Annotated in this window: 19 protein-coding genes and 1 pseudogene; 13 read left to right on the forward strand and 7 right to left on the reverse strand. The window is 32.4% G+C overall.

What is annotated here, in order from left to right; all coding sequences use genetic code 11:
* Window positions 1-32: 32 nt before the first annotated feature.
* Complete coding sequence (locus ACIQ2Z_RS07255) at window positions 33-2837, reverse strand: carboxypeptidase-like regulatory domain-containing protein (RefSeq protein WP_396183480.1); 2805 nt, start codon at window positions 2835-2837, stop codon at window positions 33-35.
* 181 nt (window positions 2838-3018) lie between these two features.
* Between ACIQ2Z_RS07255 and ACIQ2Z_RS07260 the strand changes: the two genes are divergently transcribed.
* Window positions 3019-3702: a response regulator transcription factor gene (locus tag ACIQ2Z_RS07260; protein WP_396183481.1), complete on the forward strand. Its 684-nt coding sequence runs from the start codon at window positions 3019-3021 to the stop codon at window positions 3700-3702.
* A 69-nt stretch (window positions 3703-3771) separates the two neighbouring features.
* Window positions 3772-4815 (forward strand): sensor histidine kinase, encoded by a 1044-nt coding sequence (locus ACIQ2Z_RS07265; RefSeq protein ID WP_396183482.1) that lies wholly within the window; start codon window positions 3772-3774, stop codon window positions 4813-4815.
* On the opposite strand, the gene ACIQ2Z_RS07270 is transcribed toward ACIQ2Z_RS07265, so the two are convergent.
* Complete coding sequence (locus ACIQ2Z_RS07270) at window positions 4789-5844, reverse strand: glycosyltransferase (RefSeq protein WP_396183497.1); 1056 nt, start codon at window positions 5842-5844, stop codon at window positions 4789-4791. The two genes, ACIQ2Z_RS07265 and ACIQ2Z_RS07270, sit on opposite strands and share 27 nt — an antisense overlap.
* 95 nt (window positions 5845-5939) lie before the next feature.
* Between ACIQ2Z_RS07270 and trmB the strand changes: the two genes are divergently transcribed.
* The 4 genes from trmB to ACIQ2Z_RS07290 all read left to right on the forward strand — a co-directional run bounded on the left by trmB (window position 5940) and on the right by ACIQ2Z_RS07290 (window position 8474).
* Window positions 5940-6614 (forward strand): tRNA (guanosine(46)-N7)-methyltransferase TrmB, encoded by a 675-nt coding sequence (trmB, locus tag ACIQ2Z_RS07275; protein ID WP_396183483.1) that lies wholly within the window; start codon window positions 5940-5942, stop codon window positions 6612-6614.
* 21 nt (window positions 6615-6635) lie between these two features.
* Window positions 6636-7271 carry a LysE family transporter gene (locus ACIQ2Z_RS07280; protein ID WP_396183484.1) on the forward strand — a complete coding sequence of 212 codons (636 nt, stop codon included), beginning with the start codon at window positions 6636-6638 and terminating at the stop codon, window positions 7269-7271.
* 10 nt (window positions 7272-7281) lie between these two features.
* Window positions 7282-7608: an MGMT family protein gene (locus ACIQ2Z_RS07285; RefSeq protein WP_396183498.1), complete on the forward strand. Its 327-nt coding sequence runs from the start codon at window positions 7282-7284 to the stop codon at window positions 7606-7608.
* Window positions 7609-7730: 122 nt separating this feature from the next.
* Window positions 7731-8474: a hypothetical protein gene (locus tag ACIQ2Z_RS07290; RefSeq protein WP_396183485.1), complete on the forward strand. Its 744-nt coding sequence runs from the start codon at window positions 7731-7733 to the stop codon at window positions 8472-8474.
* 7 nt (window positions 8475-8481) lie between these two features.
* Here the strand turns inward: ACIQ2Z_RS07290 and ACIQ2Z_RS07295 are convergent, their stop codons facing one another.
* Window positions 8482-9066, reverse strand: coding sequence for a hypothetical protein (locus ACIQ2Z_RS07295; protein ID WP_396183486.1), 585 nt, complete (start codon window positions 9064-9066; stop codon window positions 8482-8484).
* 52 nt (window positions 9067-9118) lie between these two features.
* A complete protein-coding gene (locus ACIQ2Z_RS07300) occupies window positions 9119-10411 on the reverse strand; it encodes a Fic family protein (protein WP_396183487.1) in 1293 nt (430 codons plus the stop codon).
* 323 nt (window positions 10412-10734) lie between these two features.
* On the opposite strand from ACIQ2Z_RS07300, the gene ACIQ2Z_RS07305 reads away from it, so the two are divergent.
* The 6 genes from ACIQ2Z_RS07305 (at window position 10735) to ACIQ2Z_RS07330 (ending at window position 14416) form a co-directional block, all read left to right on the forward strand.
* Window positions 10735-11886: a P-loop NTPase gene (locus ACIQ2Z_RS07305; protein WP_396183488.1), complete on the forward strand. Its 1152-nt coding sequence runs from the start codon at window positions 10735-10737 to the stop codon at window positions 11884-11886.
* 58 nt (window positions 11887-11944) lie between these two features.
* A complete protein-coding gene (locus ACIQ2Z_RS07310; RefSeq protein WP_396183489.1) occupies window positions 11945-12184 on the forward strand; it encodes a NifU family protein in 240 nt (79 codons plus the stop codon).
* Between the two features lie 136 nt (window positions 12185-12320).
* Complete coding sequence (locus tag ACIQ2Z_RS07315) at window positions 12321-13379, forward strand: NAD(P)/FAD-dependent oxidoreductase (protein WP_396183490.1); 1059 nt, start codon at window positions 12321-12323, stop codon at window positions 13377-13379.
* A gap of 32 nt (window positions 13380-13411) precedes the next feature.
* Window positions 13412-13603, forward strand: coding sequence for a hypothetical protein (locus ACIQ2Z_RS07320; protein WP_396183491.1), 192 nt, complete (start codon window positions 13412-13414; stop codon window positions 13601-13603).
* A complete protein-coding gene (locus ACIQ2Z_RS07325) occupies window positions 13587-14045 on the forward strand; it encodes a hypothetical protein (RefSeq protein ID WP_396183492.1) in 459 nt (152 codons plus the stop codon). The genes ACIQ2Z_RS07320 and ACIQ2Z_RS07325 overlap by 17 nt, the downstream gene beginning before the upstream one ends.
* A 38-nt stretch (window positions 14046-14083) precedes the next feature.
* Complete coding sequence (locus ACIQ2Z_RS07330) at window positions 14084-14416, forward strand: ferredoxin (protein WP_396183493.1); 333 nt, start codon at window positions 14084-14086, stop codon at window positions 14414-14416.
* Here ACIQ2Z_RS07330 and ACIQ2Z_RS07335 read toward each other — a convergent pair whose 3' ends face one another.
* From ACIQ2Z_RS07335 to ACIQ2Z_RS07345, 3 genes are all read right to left on the reverse strand, one after another.
* Entirely contained in the window at window positions 14417-15121 is a 705-nt protein-coding gene (locus ACIQ2Z_RS07335; protein WP_396183494.1) for an SGNH/GDSL hydrolase family protein, read from the reverse strand.
* A 66-nt stretch (window positions 15122-15187) separates the two neighbouring features.
* Window positions 15188-15970, reverse strand: a complete 783-nt coding sequence (locus tag ACIQ2Z_RS07340) for a DUF3050 domain-containing protein (protein ID WP_396183495.1) — start codon at window positions 15968-15970, stop codon at window positions 15188-15190.
* A gap of 102 nt (window positions 15971-16072) precedes the next feature.
* Window positions 16073-17251, reverse strand: coding sequence for an acyl-CoA dehydrogenase family protein (locus ACIQ2Z_RS07345; protein WP_396183496.1), 1179 nt, complete (start codon window positions 17249-17251; stop codon window positions 16073-16075).
* Window positions 17252-17477: 226 nt separating this feature from the next.
* Here ACIQ2Z_RS07345 and ACIQ2Z_RS07350 point away from each other — a divergent pair.
* Window positions 17478-17899: pseudogene (locus tag ACIQ2Z_RS07350) on the forward strand (hypothetical protein); the annotation flags it as partial.

Here is a 17899-nt window from a genome sequence, read left to right on the forward strand (position 1 = left end):
AGTCAATAATTAATTGTTAAAAATATTTAGGTTTAAAAATTATATGTTAAATCAAGAGTGAACATGGTGCCGCGGGTATATTCCGATACTTCGTTATCTCTTGATGTGATTTTTTCATCACGGTTTGAGTCTTCATAAAATCTAAAAGGTGAATTTAATAAATCCTGAATTCCTACTTTAACTTTCACTTTATTAAAGTTTTTTGAAATTGTAAAGTCAAGGTTGTTTCTTGATAATTCATAAATGGTAGGGAATAATACATCTCCTACAGTATCAATTCGATCGCCAAATCGATTATATATTAAATTTGCATTCAATCCATTATCTTTATCCTCATAACCAACAGCAATGTTAATTATGTAAGGTGATTGTCCTTGAAGTGCTCTGTCAGCTTGTTGTGAAGTTACATTTCCAAGGTTTACCTCAGAAACTATATATGCAGCATTAATATTGGTAGATAATCTTTGTAAAAATTTACTAGAAAAAAGTTCACTAAATGATTTTCTAAACTCTAGCTCAATTCCTGCATTTTGTGCTTTATCTGCGTTTTTATAAAAAAATTGCGGCTGTTCAGTTGTAATTTGAGCCACTAATTCAATAGGATTGATAAAGTTTTTATAAAAAGCTCCAAAACTAATTGTTTCGCCTTTTCTTGGATATATTTCATATCTTAAATCTAAATTGTCAATTGTTGCAACCTCTAACGGTTTACCTTCAATTCCTCTATCGTTAACAAAATCATAGAATAAAAACGGAGCAATTTCCCTAAATTCAGGTCTGTTAAGAGTTTTGCTATATGCAAAACGGAGCAAGTTTTTCTCGTTAAAAGTATAAGCAACATTCAATGAAGGGAGTACAAAAGTTGTTGCTTTTTCAGTACTTTTATCTTCAAAATCATCTCTAGCATCTAAGTTTTGTATATTATACTCTAACCTAACTCCAGTAGTAATATCAAATTTACCAATCGGTAATTCAGCCATAGCATAACCGGCAGTATATAAGTTTGTTCCACTAAAGGAATCAATAGGTCTAGTACCCTCCTCAATGACCCATCCGTCTGTGGAATTAACATTTTGGTTATTGAATACTTCGCTCAATGGTAGATTTTTTAACTCGATTGCTCTATCAGTAGTAACATATCCTGGCACTAAATACGAAAAATAGCGAGAATCATATTCTTTTGATCGATAATCAATATAATAACCAGCTTTAAATTTAAAGGGTGCAAGTTCTTCATCACCTTTAATTCTATTTAAAGTATAGGTGTAATTTGCACCATTACCAATATTAAACTCTTTGGATTCACCATAAAATCTACTGTTGTCAAAAAGATTAGACGAGGGTGGATCAATGATTGTAAAGTTGCTGTTAGGGCTATTAACGTCTCTAAAAGTTCTAAAACGTCTTAAGTCAGGCGTAAGGTCATTCACTGAATTGTAACCTATTACCCATTCCAATCTGTTTTTTTCATCAAATCGGTGCGTTCCTTCAAGTTGACCAGTATAAATAAATCGCTGATTATAAGCTAAAGCATAGTTTTTGTATAAATTATCAGGACCTTGTTGAAAGTTGAAACCATTTCTGATAATTGTCTCATCTTGTCCAATTTGATTAAAAAGGTTTTTGAATTTCAGAGAATGTTTGTCATTAAATCTAAAATTCCAATTAGATAAAATAGTTATTTTAGATCTTTTGGCGTATGTTTCATCCAAGTACTTTAACCATTCTTGTGGCCTGTCTTGACCTTCATTCAAAGTAAAGTAACGATTAAACGATCTTTGGTAATATTGATATTGAGTTGATTGACCAATACTATTAGTTGAGTTAACAACTACATTACCTATATTGAAGTTTCTTCCAAACCCAAAAGCAACGTAAGAATCTAAGAATGCACTACTATTCTCCGCCTCAAAATTGTTTGGAAGGCTATGAGCAGCATCCACTCTAATTTGTGAATTTCTCCCTGAACCCTGAAGAATAGATGTACTAGGAAAACTACCAGGCAATTGTCTGAAACCATCATCAAAACCTAAAAAATCTGTAGATGAGCCTTCTGATTGATAATAATCGTTGAAACTAGTTTCGTTTAAATATCCAAATCCAAGTTGAACATTTGTAAACTCAGTTGTATTTTCTGATGTTGTCACTTCAATAATACCTCCAGCAAAATCTCCGGGTAAATTAGCTGATCCAGTTTTGTAAACTACTAATTTATCTAAGGCCGAAGTAGGAATTAAATCAAATGAAAATGTTCTCATATCAACCTCCGTACTTGGGGCTAAAGCATTATTAATCAAAACATTATTATAACGCTGGCTTAGTCCTCTTATCATCACGTATCTACCATCTACAACAGTTATACCTGGTATCCGCTGCATAGCTTCGGCTGCATTACCATCTGTCCCTTTACTTATCTGTTCTGCTGAAATAGCACTTACAACTTGTTTGGCTTCTTTAATTTCTATCATCACAGCAGCTTCTGTATTTTTTTTCCGTGAAGTAACTACTACAACATCTTGCAACATTACTCCTTCACCCGAGGTCAAAGCCTTGTTAACAGTTACCGTTTGTCCTGCTTTAACGTTGATAGGCACTTCAATAGTTTGATATCCTAAAAAACTTAATTCTAATGTATAATTTCCCGGTTCAACTGAAAGCGAATATTTTCCATCAATATCTGTTGTAGTTCCTATGGTTGTACCTTTTATCAATGCATTTGCAAATGGTAATGGTTCATTATTCATATCTTTGTCGGTAAGTACACCAGAAACTGTGCCTTTTTGAGCGGTTGAAAAGAAGGTGATAAATAGGGTAATAATAAGTAATTTAATTTTCATTATTTTGTTTGAGTAAAATTAAGGCAAAGTAATGGACGCCATGTAAAGTTGGGGTTACCCACTTGTTATGATTAAGTTTCATTCATGTTATGAAAAGGTTATCACATTAAATTACCGTTAAGAACGTTTTTCATTTTGTATTATCTTTATCTTTACATCGCAAAAGCATAAATAAAAAGGAATGAAAAAAAAAGACATTAAGATATTATTGGTTGACGATGAACAAGATATACTCGAAATAGTTGGCTATAATTTGTCTCAAGAAGGATACCAAATAGTTACGGCAACGAATGGTAAAGAGGCAATCCATAAAGCAAAAAAAGAATTACCTCACCTTATTATAATGGATGTCATGATGCCAGAAATGGACGGAATGGAAGCTTGTGAAAACATTCGAAAAATTCCCGAGTTGTCAAATGTTATTATTGTTTTTTTAACTGCCAGAAGTGAAGATTATTCTCAAGTTGCCGGATTTGATGCAGGAGCTGATGATTATATTGCTAAACCAATTAAACCAAAAGTATTGGTGAGTAAAGTAAAAGCATTGCTGAGACGTTTAAAAGGAGAAGATCCTAAAGGTGACATACTAATCGTTGGAAATATTGAAGTTAATAGAGAAGAATATAAAATAATCCAAGACGGAAAAGAAATTATTTTACCAAGAAAAGAGTTTGAATTGTTTTATCTATTAGCCTCAAAACCCGGAAAAGTATTTAAACGAGAAGAAATTCTTGATAAAGTTTGGGGCAACGAAGTAATTGTAGGTGGAAGAACAATCGATGTTCACATCCGAAAGTTGCGTGAAAAAATTGGTGATGAACTTTTTAAAACAATCAAAGGAGTAGGATATAAGTTTGAAATTTAATTCTTTGTTTGACTTTGCCTTCAGAATAGCTTACTTTTGAACTGAGTATGCAAAAACAAACTTTTTTCAATGGCTATTAGTTTTAAAAAGACCTATAAATTTGCAGTTAAATCTGCTTTTTACATTACTTTTTTTTCAATGGTTTTTTTAACCTTATTGTTGTATTACTTCAATCAGGTGAATTATGTATTGATTACTGTATTTACAATTTCTATCTACCTTTTTTCTTTTTTTATAGTACAATATCGTGTAGAACGCTTCATTTATCGTCGGGTAAAAAAAATATATGATGATGTTTCTTTGTTGGATTCTACCACTTTCAGAAGTCAACCCATCACAACAGATATGGCAACCTTAACCAAAGAAGTTAAAAAATTCGCCACCGATAAAAAATTAGAAATTGAAACCTTAAAAGTTCGTGAAGAATACCGGAGAGAATTTTTAGGAAACGTATCTCATGAGCTAAAAACCCCCCTTTTTACTGTTCAAGGTTATATTTCTACTTTATTAGACGGTGCTGCTAATGATAAAGTTTTACGAAAAAAATACCTTGAAAGAGCCGAAAAAGGAGTAGAGCGGTTAATTTATATCATCAAAGATTTAGATATGATTACTAAACTCGAAACCGGTGATTTAAATTTAGACTATTCCATATTTGATATCGTAGAAACAATAAAAAATGTTTTTGATTTGTTGGAAATGCGTGCTTCCAAAAAGAAAATTACATTAACCTTTGATTCTAATTACAGTAAACCGATTTACGTTCGAGCCGATCAGGAAAAAATCCAACAAGTAATTACTAATTTAGTAATGAATTCAATTAAGTATGGAAAAGAAGGAGGCACCACTGAAGTAAGTATTGAAGATTTGGTAAATAAAAAAATAATTATTCGTATTACAGATAACGGAGAAGGAATTCAAAAACAACATATTCCACGTTTGTTTGAACGTTTTTACAGAGTAGATAAAAGCGGTGCCCGTTCTGAAGGTGGTTCAGGTTTAGGCTTAGCAATTGTTAAGCATATTATTGAAGGGCATAATGAAAAAATTTATGTAGAAAGCCAATTCGGAGTGGGTTCTGAGTTTTCATTCACGCTCGAAAAGCAGAAATAATTTTTTCAAATCTAAATTGTATTTGAAAGTATTTAATCCTTTATACAAATCTATTTCAAATAAATTTTCAATTACAAATTTTTCTTGTTTAGCATAGGGCACAATACCTTCTTTTTTGTATTTTTTTGCTAAATATTCTTGTTCAAATTGACCAGGGGTTGGAATAAAAAAGGCTTTTTTCCCTAATTTTGCCAAATCCATTACCGTTGTGTATCCTGAACGGCAAAGAACAATTTCACTTTCATTGAAAGTTTGTTCTAATTCAACGGAAGTCATAAAATTATAAAAAGTAACATGCTCTGTTTGTTCTGATTTTTGTTCCGTTTCAATCACTCCTCTAACAAAAACTACTTTTCCTTTGTATCGTTTTATTTCTTCTCTTAAATGCAATTCTAATATTGAACGTTGTGGTTCCGGCCCAGAAAGTATAATCAGTAAATCATATTTTTTAGGCAACTCTTTTTTTGTAAATCGACTTAACGGACCAATGTAGTTTATTTTAAAATGAGGGTTTTCTAAATGGCCTAGTTTTCCTGTCAAATTTGGAATTTCTGCTACATCAGGAACCCAACATTCATCATATTTTTTAATTATATACTGATGTAATTTACTTGTAATCCAACTCGTGTTCCCAGTTAATACATTTAATTGATGGGTGATGAAAACGGAAGGAACTTTTTTGGAATAAATCCCTAACCGATTATCAGAAATGATTCCCGAAATCCCGTATTCTTTTACCCATTTTTTGACAAGTTTTCGCTCTTTATAAATGGCTTCCATCATTTTTGGACTGTTTTTAATCAATTTCCACTTAAAAAAAGCACCTTTTTTAGCATATTCAATTTGATAAGAAGGCAGTTCAAGAAAAGTAAGTCGAGGAAATTCTTTTTGCAAAATGTGCAAAGCAACACCATCAGAAGCAATAATTGGTTCAAAGCCTTTTTCTATTAAAGCTTTAATAATTGGGATGCATCTGGTAGCATGCCCTAAGCCCCAATTTAAGGGAGCAACAAGAATTTTTGGGCGGATTGTTTCCAAGTCTTAATAACTCATTTAATAAATGTAAAAGTACTACTATTTTTGATTGAGTATATTTCCCTAATTTTACCAAAAAATTAAATTACGTGGGAAGTAAGAATAAATTAAAGCGTTTCAAGGAAAATCAATCTTTTCAAAATGTTATTGAACCTACTCGAGAAGAAGTAGTTTCCGGTGACTTTAAATGGAAAGGCAATTGGAATAAAGATTTTTTTAAGATTGAAAAACCAATTGTTTTGGAACTAGGGTGTGGAAAAGGGGAATACTCAGTGGGATTAGCAAAACGTTATCCGGATAAAAATTTTATTGGAATTGATATTAAAGGAGCCCGATTTTGGAGAGGTGCTAAAACAGCTGAAGAAAACGGAATGCTAAATGTTGGGTTTCTTCGTACTCAAATTGAATTAGTAGAATTTTGTTTTGCCGAAAATGAAGTAGATGAGATTTGGATTACTTTTCCTGATCCACAAATCAAATATAAAAGAACGAAACATAGAATGACTAATACTGAATTTTTGCAACGGTATAAAAAGATATTAAAAAAGGATGGTTTAGTGCATTTGAAAACAGATAGTGAATTTATGCATGGTTATACACTAGGGTTGCTTCATGGTGAAGGGCATGAGGTGATTTATGCCAATCATAATGTATATAAAAATGAAGGAGCTCCGGAAGTGGTAACGGCTATTCAAACTTTTTATGAAAAACAATATCTAGAAATAAATAAGGCAATTACCTATATTCAATTTAGGATAAAATAATTTTAACACATATTCTGCTCAATGAATATAACCTTACCAATTTTACTCGGACTTTCCTCTGCGGCATTAGGAACAACTTTTCCTGGTTTACTCAATATGACAGCAGCAAAAGTGGGCATGCGAGATGGCAAAGATAGAGCAGTTTGGTTTGCATTAGGAGCTTCAGTGATTGTGTTTTTTCAAACATTAATTGCCGTTTTATTTGCAAGATTTATAGACGGTAGAGCTGATATTGGTGCGCTTTTACAAGAAATAGGATTTGTGATTTTTACGGGCCTCACTTTTTATTTCTTTTGGAGTGGAAAAAAAAATAAGCTCAAAAAAAAGAAAGATGAAATTAAAATGCGAAGTAAATCCAGTCGTTTTTTTATGGGAGTTTTACTGTCATCTCTTAATTTGTTTCCTATTCCTTATTATGTTTTTATAAGCATTACGTTGGCTACCTATCATTGTTTTTATTTTGACAATTATTTTATTTATGCTTTTTCAACCGGTACAGCAGTTGCCGCTTTTTTAATTTTTTTAGGATATATTTCTTTTTTTAAAAAAAAGGATAGAAGTAATTCTTTTTTATCAAAAAACATTAATTATGTTATTGGTACCATCACTGGTTTAGTTGCGTTGATTTCGCTTTTTAAACTATTTTTTAAAGATTAGTAAAACAACCATTATGGAGGAAAATTTCTTCGAAAGAGTCTACTTCATCGTTCGCCAAATTCCTTATGGTCGTGTAACTTCATATGGAGCAATTGCTAAAGCGTTAGGAACTGCCCGTTCAGCCCGAATGGTCGGTTGGGCCATGAATGCTTCACATAATTTGGAAGACGTACCGGCACATCGTGTGGTTAACAGAAACGGCATGCTTTCCGGAAAACATCATTTTCAAGGCACAAATTTGATGCAGCAATTGCTGGAAAGTGAAGGAGTTGATGTGGTTGACAATCAAATTGTTGATTTTGAGAAATTTTTTTGGATGCCTGACGTTATGAAATAACATTTTATATTATGAGAAGGCTTTATCTACTTTTACTATTTTTTATATTTTTCTCTTGTGTAGACAAAAGAGAAAGTGGTTTACCTCGATTAATTATCCCTGAAGTCAAAAATGTAGTTTCTGTGAATAGTCAGGATATGCTTAATATTTATACATTTATACCTTTAGCATGTAATTTTAATAAGGATGAAAAAGTAAAGGAATTATTAATCAGATGTTCTGAACTTAAGTCTAAAAAAATACCTTTTGATACGATAATTAAGAAATATGATTTAAAAATAATTATTGATACTTCTTATGTTGTTTCTAATAATTTTTTTGAATATGAATTTGTACCAAGGCCAAAAGATGTTATTCAAGATGGATTAATTAATGGTAAGGTTCCAACCGAATTAGATGAGATAAATTCATCAAAAAAAATTAATAACTATTCTAGTGATGTTTCCAAATTAATGGACAAATATGTTAATTGTTATCCATTGTTGATTTTTAATAATTCAAATAATGAAACATTTTTAAATTCAGAATTTATTCAAGAAGCTAAAGATTTAGATGGTAAATGGAAACCAATTGAATTTTCTTTTATGTATGAAATGTGTGGAACTGGAAAGGATATTCAAAATATTCTTGAAGCCAAAAAATATTTTGCTTTTTCAATAATAAAATACCAAGGAAATTTTAAAACAAAAATAAGAGTTAAGTTAAGAAATAACAATCATATATATTATTCAAATGAAATTGATGGGTTTATAAATCGTTCTCAATTTGATCAAAGTTTTAGTGATAGTTTTTTAGAAAGTTATGGTTCAAATTTAAATGTAGAAAATTATGATTATTACAAAAAAAGAATGTTTTTAGAAAATTAATCTCTTTTCATTTTTTTTGATTATTTATTAATCCTGCCATTCGAATTAAATAATCCTCCAAATTTTCACCTTCTTTTTTTGGAATCATTTCTACCGCACTCGAAAAACTACTAATTAGCCGTTCATTGCGTTCAAAAATTTCTATTAAAATTTTTTTGTCTCTCGTTTCCCAATATTTCCCTTCATCATAACATTTAAAATTGTTAAGGTATTTTGTCTTGACATAATCTAATAAATGTATAATTTTTTGATGAATTTCCGGACTTGAAAATTGTGTTTTTGTCGAAATTGTATATAACCTAATCCCATTAATTGAAGAATCAATTTGCAAATAATTATAATTTAAAATACCACACGTTTTTCCATTATTCAAAAATGAAAAACAAACTGGTTCCGAACCCGGCGGAGTTACCATTACGCCGTATAAATTTTTTTTGTCAATTTTTTGCGAAAAACTATTTTTTGGAAATTTATTTTCAAAAACAGAGTATTCCCATTGATTACTGTTTGCAACATCTATGACTTCATCTATCAATTTGGGGAGCGATGAAGCAGATTTTAATTTTCCACTGTAATGAATAGTTAACCCCATATTTTTTTAATTTTTACTATTATTTCCTAATTTTCCAAAAATTTACAAATAATTACATAAATGTTGATTCAAAGTTTTCTCCTTTCCAATAATTAAAAGACTTTTTATTGATGCTTATTTTCTTTAAATAATTATTTTCAACTAATTCTTCAATATCTGTTCTCGCTGTTTGATTTGTAATTTTAAATATATTTTCAATTTCTTTTACGGTGAAAAAGCGATTTTCATCTTCTTCTAACCAAAATAAAATTTGTGCTTGTCTTTCATTTATATTGGGAAGCTTTAAAAATTTTGAAAGTTTATTTTCTTCTTTTTTCTTTTTAGAGATATAATTTTTTAAATCTTCAAAAGCTTGCGTTAAGACTTTTACTTGATAATGAATGAAATACGAAACATCCATCTCATCAATTTCAGTATAAATATATGCTTTTTCGTACTGTGTCTTTGTTTTTAATATTACTCTTGAAATGGATAAATATTCAGTCAACCAATAACCATTTTTCAATAGATACCAATAGAAAAGTGCTCTTGCCGTTCTTCCATTGCCATCAACAAACGGATGAATAAAACCAATTAAAAAATGAAGAATAGATGCTTTTACAATTGGATGAATAAAACTTTCCTTCGGATTATTATTAAAAAAATCACAAAATGATTTCATCAGTTCATCGAGTTCATCGAAAGATGGTGGTGTATGAACTATCTCTCCGGTGATCTGATTCATAACCATCACATCGTTTGAAATTCTGAGTTTGCCAATATTTTCTTCCTCTAACGTATTTTCTGTAACTAGTCTATGAATTTCAAACAGCTTTTTAATGGTTAAATCATTTGCTTTTTGTTCACTTATATATTGAATCGTTTTGTAATTATTCAAAATCATTTGTTCCGATTTGTTGGAAGGTTTTCTTCCTTTTCGGAGCATTTCTTTGGCTTTAACTCTTGTAGTACTTGCTCCTTCAATCATCGATGAAAAAATACTTTCTTCCATCAAAGCATTCGAAAGGTATTTATGTTTGTCTAAATCTGAAAGCAGTTGCTCTTTTTGAATTCCGGCCCCAAAGTTGAAATCTAAATAGTGAAGTTTTTGTTGAAGGAAATCATTTATACCATACTTTAATTCAATGTATTTTTTTCCTTTAATTGAAATAGATCTACCGATTAAATTACGAATAAGTTTTACTTCTTTCCATATTTGAACCGTATCACTTGCACTCACATATTTCACTTTATCCCAATAAAGGTAATCTTCTTCAATTTTATTAAAAAAATATTCGTTTGAAGGTGATTCTTTTAAATATAATAATTTTTCTTCTATTAATTTTTCAGGAGCTTTTTCTATCATTATTTCCTAATTTTTCAAAAATTTACAAAAACAAAATTACATTTTTATTTGTAATTATTTCCTAATTTTTAAAAAATTTACAAATAATTACAAAAATACAACAGTAGTTCAATATATTGCAACTGCTAACAAGCAAACTGAGCCCAGCCACTGAACCCTGTGACTGAATACTGCGACTGAATACTGCGACTACTTGCCTATCTCTCCATAAACATTTTCAATTCTTTAACTACTGTTTCTTTACTTTTCGTAGTATATTTGCAATCTGGATTAAGTATAAATAAATGTAAATTTTTTATCCCCTACAATGGGACCTGATTAGTATGAAACTTGATAGAAAAGAAATACTCAAAGCCTTAGAAACAATAAGCATCGCTGGTGAAGGAAAAAATATGGTGGAAAGTGGAGCCATTCAAAATGTACTGACTTTTGGGGATGAGGTAGTGGTTGATTTATTACTTTCTACACCGGCATTACATATAAAAAAGCGAGCCGAGGTTGACATCATCAAAACCATTCATGAGTTGGTGTATGAAAAAGCCAAAGTCAAAGTTAACATAAAAGTTGAGGCACCGGAAAAACCAGCTTCAGGAGCCTCTGAAAATTTAATCAAAGGCAAACAAATTCCCGGAATTAGTAATATTATAGCCATTGCTTCCGGAAAAGGGGGTGTAGGTAAATCTACTGTTACAGCTAATTTAGCAGTGACATTGGCCAAAATGGGTTTTAGCGTTGGGGTTTTAGATGCCGACATTTACGGACCATCCATGCCGATCATGTTTGATGTGGAAAACGCAAAACCTTTATCGGTTGAAGTAGATGGAAAATCAAAAATGAAACCCGTTGAGAGCTACGAAGTTAAAATTTTATCGATTGGCTTTTTTACCAAACCTGATCAAGCCGTTATTTGGCGTGGACCAATGGCTGCGAAAGCCTTAAATCAGATGATATTTGATGCTGATTGGGGACAACTTGATTTTATGTTAATCGATTTACCACCCGGAACCGGTGATATTCATCTTTCAATTATGCAGTCGTTACCCATTACAGGAGCGGTAGTTGTTAGTACACCACAGGCAGTTGCTCTGGCCGATGCTAAAAAAGGAGTTTCGATGTTTTTATCCGATGCTATTAAAGTGCCTGTTTTGGGAATTATTGAAAATATGGCCTATTTTACACCGGAAGAACTACCCAATAACAAATATTATATCTTTGGAAAAGAAGGAGCAAAAAATCTTGCAGAAGATTTACAAGTGCCTTTGTTGGGAGAACTGCCATTGGTACAAAGTATTCGTGAAGCGGGAGATTATGGTCGTCCTGCAGCACTTCAAACAGCCACGCCATTAGAAGCTGCATTTGAAAATATAGCTAGAAATATAGTGCAGGAAGTAGTAAACAGAAATGAGTTTTTACCTCCCACAGAAGCAATTAAAATAACCACCATGGCTGGATGTTCAGCTATTAAGAAAAAATAATTCCGCTTTTCTCCCTCTCCTTTGGAGAGGGTCGGGGAGAGGTTAAAGGCAAGAAATAATGACAGAAGAAGAAATTAGATTAGGTATCGAAAAAGCGTTAGATGAAATCCGTCCGTTTTTGATTTCCGACGGCGGTAATATTTCATTGATTGAGGTTTTAGAAGAGAAACATGTAAAAGTTCGATTAGAAGGTGCTTGTGTGGGATGTAGTGTGAATCAAATGACTTTAAAGGCAGGTGTGGAAACTACAATCAAAAGGTATGTGCCACAAATTGAAACGGTGGAAAACGTAGCTTAAAAAGTGAGAATTATAACTTTTTGTGATAGTATTCAAAACTGACATAAGTCATGTTTTTAAATCGCAAACAAGTCTAATTTCGCCGCTACAAAAATCTTAGTAACACAGTCACTTTGAACCTTAGCAAATAAAAAGAATGATACAAACCGATATCCTTATTATTGGAGCAGGCCCGACAGGGCTTTTTGCCGTATTTGAAGCAGGCTTATTAAAATTGAAATGTCATTTAATTGATGCACTTCCTCAACCAGGTGGACAATTAGCAGAATTATATCCTAAAAAACCTATCTATGATATTCCGGGTTATCCCGAAGTATTAGCAGGTGATTTAGTGACCAATTTAATGGAACAAATCAAGCAATTTCAACCCGGATTTACTTTGGGTGAAACCGCTGAAACAATTGATAAACTCGAAGACGGAAGCTTTATTGTAACCACTAATGAAGGCACTCAACATCAAGCAAAAGCAATTGCTATTGCTGGAGGTTTAGGGACTTTTGAGCCTAGAAAACCACTTTTGAAAGACATAGAGTTTTACGAACAAAATGATCGTGGAGTGGATTATTTTGTTAAAGATCCCGAAAAATATAGCGGAAAGAAAATTGTAATTTCGGGAGGTGGTGATTCAGCATTGGATTGGAGTATTTTCCTAGCGGATGTGGCAGCAGAAGTGACTTTAGTTCACCGTAGAAATGAATTTCGTGGGGCGTTAGATTCTGTAGAGAAAGTACAAGAATTGAAAAATGCAGGAAAAATTAAATTAATTACGCCTGCTGAAGTGATTGGTTTCAAAGGAACTGAACGTATCGAATCAGTAGACATTGAAGTCAATGGTGCCCGAATGAATGTGGTGACCGATTATTTTATTCCGTTATTTGGTTTGACACCTAAATTAGGTGCCATTGCCAACTGGGGATTAGAAATTGAAAAAAATGCCATTAAAGTAAATAATGCATTGGATTATCAAACCAACATCAATGGAATTTATGCTATTGGCGACGTAAATATTTATCCTGGGAAATTAAAACTTATCCTATGCGGATTTCACGAAGCAACATTAATGTGTCAGAGTGTTTACAACCGACTGAATCCAGGTAAAAAATATGTATTAAAATACACTACCGTTTCAGGAGTGGATGGTTTTGACGGCACAAGAAAAGAAGCGGAGAAAGCAGTGGTTAAAGCGATTGATTAAATTTTTACCTTTGTATAATGGATACAATAAAAATGAACAGAAGTGTTGCTTCTAAATTAACATTTGAAGAAGCTGATGATCATGTAACTTTTTACAATGATAAAACTCCGATTGAACGTTTGAATTATGTATGTGATATTATTAATTCAATTTATAATTCAAGTCCAGACCAAAAAGTGGATAGAACTATAATATCTTCAAGAAAACATGCCGAATCTATTTAACAGAGATTTTTTAGATTTCTTACTACTTTTAGATAAACATGATGTGGATTATTTATTAGTTGGTGGTTATGCAGTAATTCTTCATGGGTATGGGAGAAGTACGGGCGATATGGATTTGTGGGTAAATCAAAGTGAAGAAAATTATTTTAAATTAAAGAAAGTTTATAAAGAATTTGGAGCACCAATATTTTCACTTGAGGAATTTTTTAGTGATACATTTGATGTTTGGAGTATGGGTATAGAACCAAGGAAAATAGAAATCTTAACCAAAGTTTCCGGATTAAATTTTCTTGAAAGTAAAAGTCATTGTAATTGGATACTTGAAGAAAATTTTAAAGTTCCATACATAGACTTTGAAGATTTGATGAAAAACAAGCTTGCTTCAGGCAGATTGAAAGACCTGTTAGACTTTCAACAGCTAAGTAAGAAAAGAAATAGTTAGAAGTTTACAAGAAAATAAAAGCCCCAACAATAAATAAAATGCTGAAAGACATAATAGTGTACATAACCGACAGAAACGGTGTCAAACACGAAGTACAAGCTCCAACCGACATGAATATGAATGTCATGGAACTCATTCGAATGTATGAATTAGCCGAAGAAGGGACTGTTGGTGTTTGCGGCGGAATGGCCATGTGTGCTTCGTGTCAATGCTATTTGTTAAACGATGTTTTAAAAACATCAAGCAATGATGATGAAAAAGCCATGTTAGCCGATGCCTATCATGTGAAAGAAAATTCAAGATTAGGTTGTCAGATTCATTTAAGTGAGGAATTAGATGGACTTGAATTGGAAATTGCTCCGCAGCAATAATTAATCAATCCCCAATTTAATTTTCGCAATCGGGAGCAAACGTTCTACAAATTTGGTATAAGCTAATTCAGAAGGATGCAAATTATCATAAGCTACCAAAGCGGGATTCGCTAGGCCTTGTCTCGTTATATCTGTGATATTTACAAAAGTTACTCCCAATGATTCCGTGTGATTTTTAGCAAATAAATTGTATTGATCGATTTGACTCGAAATTAAATCTTCATTTCCTCCAAGACCAAATAAAGTATAAGCATAATCCGGAATGGAAACAACAATAACACGATTCAAATCACCTTTTGCCAATGTAATTGCAGTATTTAAAAGCTCCGGAAATTCTTGTTCATATAGCGAAAAAGGTTTGTTTTGGTACTGGTTATTTACGCCAATTAATAGGGTCACTAAATCATATTCTGCATTTAGATTTTCATTAATAATTGCCGTTTTTAAATTGGTGGTCGTCCAACCCGTTTGTGCAACAACTTTAAGATTAATAACTTCATTTGAAGTTAAATAATTCTGCAAACTGTCTTGTAATTGCGAAGGGAATTTACAGGCATCGCAAACTGCTTCGCCTTTGGTGTAACTGTCACCCAATGCTAAATATTTGAAGGCTACCGAAGGAGTGTCGTCAACCAAAACTACTTCAGTTTCATCATCGGAACAACTGAGAGTAACCAAGAATAAAATACACAAGATGAAATTCATAGCCCGACTTGTGACTACTTGTTTTTTGGAAAATCTATGATGAGAATTAGCTATCATTGCTATAGATTAGTAACAAACTTCTTTTTTATGTATTTTTTCTTCAATGGCATCCCAAAGTCCGATTCTTTTTTCTAAAGCTAAAACAGAAACTTCTTCCACTTCTTTCCATTTGGTTTCGTTATTTTCGCATAATTCACTAATCATTTGCATCGCCATCGGCCCGTGTTCATCTCCGTCTAGTTCAATATGTCTTTCAAAATAATAAATGAGTTTCGACAAATCTATTTCAGGAAAACTAGATTGAAAGTTTTTTAAGATTGCTGTAAACATTTCAGGAATCAAATCTTCTCTTCCAAAAGTAAATGCAGCCGCAATTTTATGGGGTTTTCCCTCTTCGATGATTCGGAATGTAAAATCTAAAAAGGCTTTAATATTTGGATGTAATTCACTTTTTTTGATCGATACAAAAATGTTCTTCGTTGCAATCACATGATTCAAAAATGAGTCAATCTCCAATGTATTCGAACCACTGGCTTGCATGGCTTCAAGATACATTTCAAAGTGACTCAAACGTTTACCGTCGAATGAAAGATCGGTTTCTTCCGCCAATACAATTTCGTTGATTAAATAGCGTGTTTCCGGATTTCCGACGGGTAACCATGGGGTAGAAGTACAAGTCAATTTTGATTGTAAAGCTTTTAAAAGCGACATAAAATCCCAAACAGCATAAATGTGGCTTCCCTGAAATACTCTTAAATCGTCAATGGTTTTAATATTTTTATATAGAGAATGATTGAGTAATCTATTTTTTTGTGGTTGAATTTTATTTTGAATTGTTTGAATGTTCATGGCATAATTTTTATCAAAAATAAAAAAGCTTCCCCAATAAGAGAAGCTATTTATGTAGAATTTAGTTTTTGTTTAATATAAAAATCTTCAAAATTTGGAATTTTATTTAAACGCTTGCATTCCTGTAATATCTGCTCCCGTAATCAACAAATGGATATCATGCGTTCCTTCGTATGTAATAACCGATTCCAAATTCATCATGTGTCGCATAATTGAATATTCTCCGGTAATGCCCATTCCACCCAAAATTTGTCTTGCTTCTCTGGCAATATGAATAGCCATATCTACATTGTTTCGTTTTGCCATTGAAATTTGTGCAGTAGTAGCTTTTCCTTCATTTCTCAAAACTCCCAAACGCCATGTCAACAATTGGGCTTTGGTAATTTCGGTAATCATTTCGGCTAATTTTTTCTGTTGTAATTGGGTAGCCCCAATAGGTTTATCAAATTGAATGCGTTCTTTCGCATAGCGTAAAGCCGTATCATAACAATCCATTGCTGCACCAATCGCACCCCAAGCAATTCCGTAACGAGCCGAGTCTAAACAACCTAGCGGGGCTCCTAAGCCTGATTTATTTGGCAATAAATTTTCTTTTGGGACTTTTACATTATCAAAAATTAGTTCACCTGTTGATGATGCACGAAGCGACCATTTGTTGTGTGTTTCAGGAGTGGTGAAACCTTCCATTCCACGTTCCACAATTAAACCGTGGATTCTGCCTTCTTCATTTTTTGCCCAAACTACAGCAATATCAGCAAAAGGAGCATTGGAAATCCACATTTTGGCACCGTTTAATAAGTAATGATCGCCTATATCTTTAAAATTGGTTGTCATTCCTCCTGGATTTGAACCGTGGTCGGGTTCAGTTAATCCAAAGCAACCCATCATTTCGCCTGTGGCCAATTTGGGTAGATATTTCATTCGTTGTTCTTCATTTCCATATTTCCAAATGGGATACATCACCAATGATGATTGTACCGATGAGGTAGAACGTACACCGGAATCACCTCGTTCAATTTCCTGCATTATCAAGCCATAGGAAATTTGGTCTAAACCAGCACCACCATATTCTTCGGGAATGTACGGACCAAAACCGCCAATTTCTCCTAAACCTTTTATGATTTGTGTTGGAAATTCAGCTCGTTGAGCATAATCTTCAATGATGGGAGAAACTTCTCTTTTTACCCAGGCACGGGCAGAATCGCGAACTAATTTGTGCTCATCGGTGAGCAAATCATCTAATAAATAGTAATCAGGAGATTGAAATAAATCTGGTTTCATAATTTGTATAGTGTGAGTCCGAGATTGAAAATAGTTAAATCATCAATATCAATTAATTATAATATTAGCAATAACAGTTGCAAAAATAACTAAAGAAATGTAACAAATCAATGAACGATTGTTATATTTTTAAAATAATTGATTTATGTTTTTATTATTAACAACTCATTAACCTTAAGGTTTAAAGAAAATATATACTTTTCAAAGTATTTTTAAAGCCACAAAAATGAGATTGTTCTATTTTTATCCTATTTTGCTATTTTCATTAAAATCAAACGCTCAAAATTCGAATGCTAATCCTTCTCAAAAAGAAGCTCAGCAAAAAATTGTTGATGAATATGTGCATAATTGTGCCAAAAACTATTCATTTTACCAAATGAGTGAATTGCAGGAGTGCTTGGATGCAGGTCTCAAAAAAGACCCGACTATTGCCTATTTATGGCAACAAAAAGCGATGCCTTTATTTAAGATGAAGAAATATGAAGCCGGAATGGTATTTTGTAATAAAGCAGTAGAACATGACGCACAAAGATGGCTTTCCTACCGAGCATTTATCAAATGTATTTTTGCAAAAACATATAGAGAAGCAATTGTCGATTTTGAAAAATGTAAAGAAATGGCTGGCAATAGTTATGAAATGGATCACAC

It is taken from the genome of Flavobacterium sp., assembly GCF_044361015.1.
GTDB lineage: Bacteria > Bacteroidota > Bacteroidia > Flavobacteriales > Flavobacteriaceae > Flavobacterium.

What these genes read in the sequence shown, in the direction of transcription:
- ACIQ2Z_RS07310 (WP_396183489.1), top strand. Translation starts at nt 11,945, where the DNA reads ATGACAGAAGAAGAAATTAGATTAGGTATCGAAAAAGCGTTAGATGAA.
- ACIQ2Z_RS07320 (WP_396183491.1), top strand. Translation starts at nt 13,412, where the DNA reads ATGAACAGAAGTGTTGCTTCTAAATTAACATTTGAAGAAGCTGATGAT.
- ACIQ2Z_RS07280 (WP_396183484.1), top strand. Translation starts at nt 6,636, where the DNA reads ATGAATATAACCTTACCAATTTTACTCGGACTTTCCTCTGCGGCATTA.
- ACIQ2Z_RS07260 (WP_396183481.1), top strand. Translation starts at nt 3,019, where the DNA reads ATGAAAAAAAAAGACATTAAGATATTATTGGTTGACGATGAACAAGAT.
- ACIQ2Z_RS07335 (WP_396183494.1), bottom strand. Translation starts at nt 15,121, where the DNA reads ATGAATTTCATCTTGTGTATTTTATTCTTGGTTACTCTCAGTTGTTCC.
- ACIQ2Z_RS07325 (WP_396183492.1), top strand. Translation starts at nt 13,587, where the DNA reads ATGCCGAATCTATTTAACAGAGATTTTTTAGATTTCTTACTACTTTTA.
- ACIQ2Z_RS07315 (WP_396183490.1), top strand. Translation starts at nt 12,321, where the DNA reads ATGATACAAACCGATATCCTTATTATTGGAGCAGGCCCGACAGGGCTT.
- ACIQ2Z_RS07300 (WP_396183487.1), bottom strand. Translation starts at nt 10,411, where the DNA reads ATGATAGAAAAAGCTCCTGAAAAATTAATAGAAGAAAAATTATTATAT.
- ACIQ2Z_RS07330 (WP_396183493.1), top strand. Translation starts at nt 14,084, where the DNA reads ATGCTGAAAGACATAATAGTGTACATAACCGACAGAAACGGTGTCAAA.
- ACIQ2Z_RS07255 (WP_396183480.1), bottom strand. Translation starts at nt 2,837, where the DNA reads ATGAAAATTAAATTACTTATTATTACCCTATTTATCACCTTCTTTTCA.
- ACIQ2Z_RS07345 (WP_396183496.1), bottom strand. Translation starts at nt 17,251, where the DNA reads ATGAAACCAGATTTATTTCAATCTCCTGATTACTATTTATTAGATGAT.
- ACIQ2Z_RS07340 (WP_396183495.1), bottom strand. Translation starts at nt 15,970, where the DNA reads ATGAACATTCAAACAATTCAAAATAAAATTCAACCACAAAAAAATAGA.
- ACIQ2Z_RS07265 (WP_396183482.1), top strand. Translation starts at nt 3,772, where the DNA reads ATGGCTATTAGTTTTAAAAAGACCTATAAATTTGCAGTTAAATCTGCT.
- ACIQ2Z_RS07305 (WP_396183488.1), top strand. Translation starts at nt 10,735, where the DNA reads ATGAAACTTGATAGAAAAGAAATACTCAAAGCCTTAGAAACAATAAGC.
- ACIQ2Z_RS07295 (WP_396183486.1), bottom strand. Translation starts at nt 9,066, where the DNA reads ATGGGGTTAACTATTCATTACAGTGGAAAATTAAAATCTGCTTCATCG.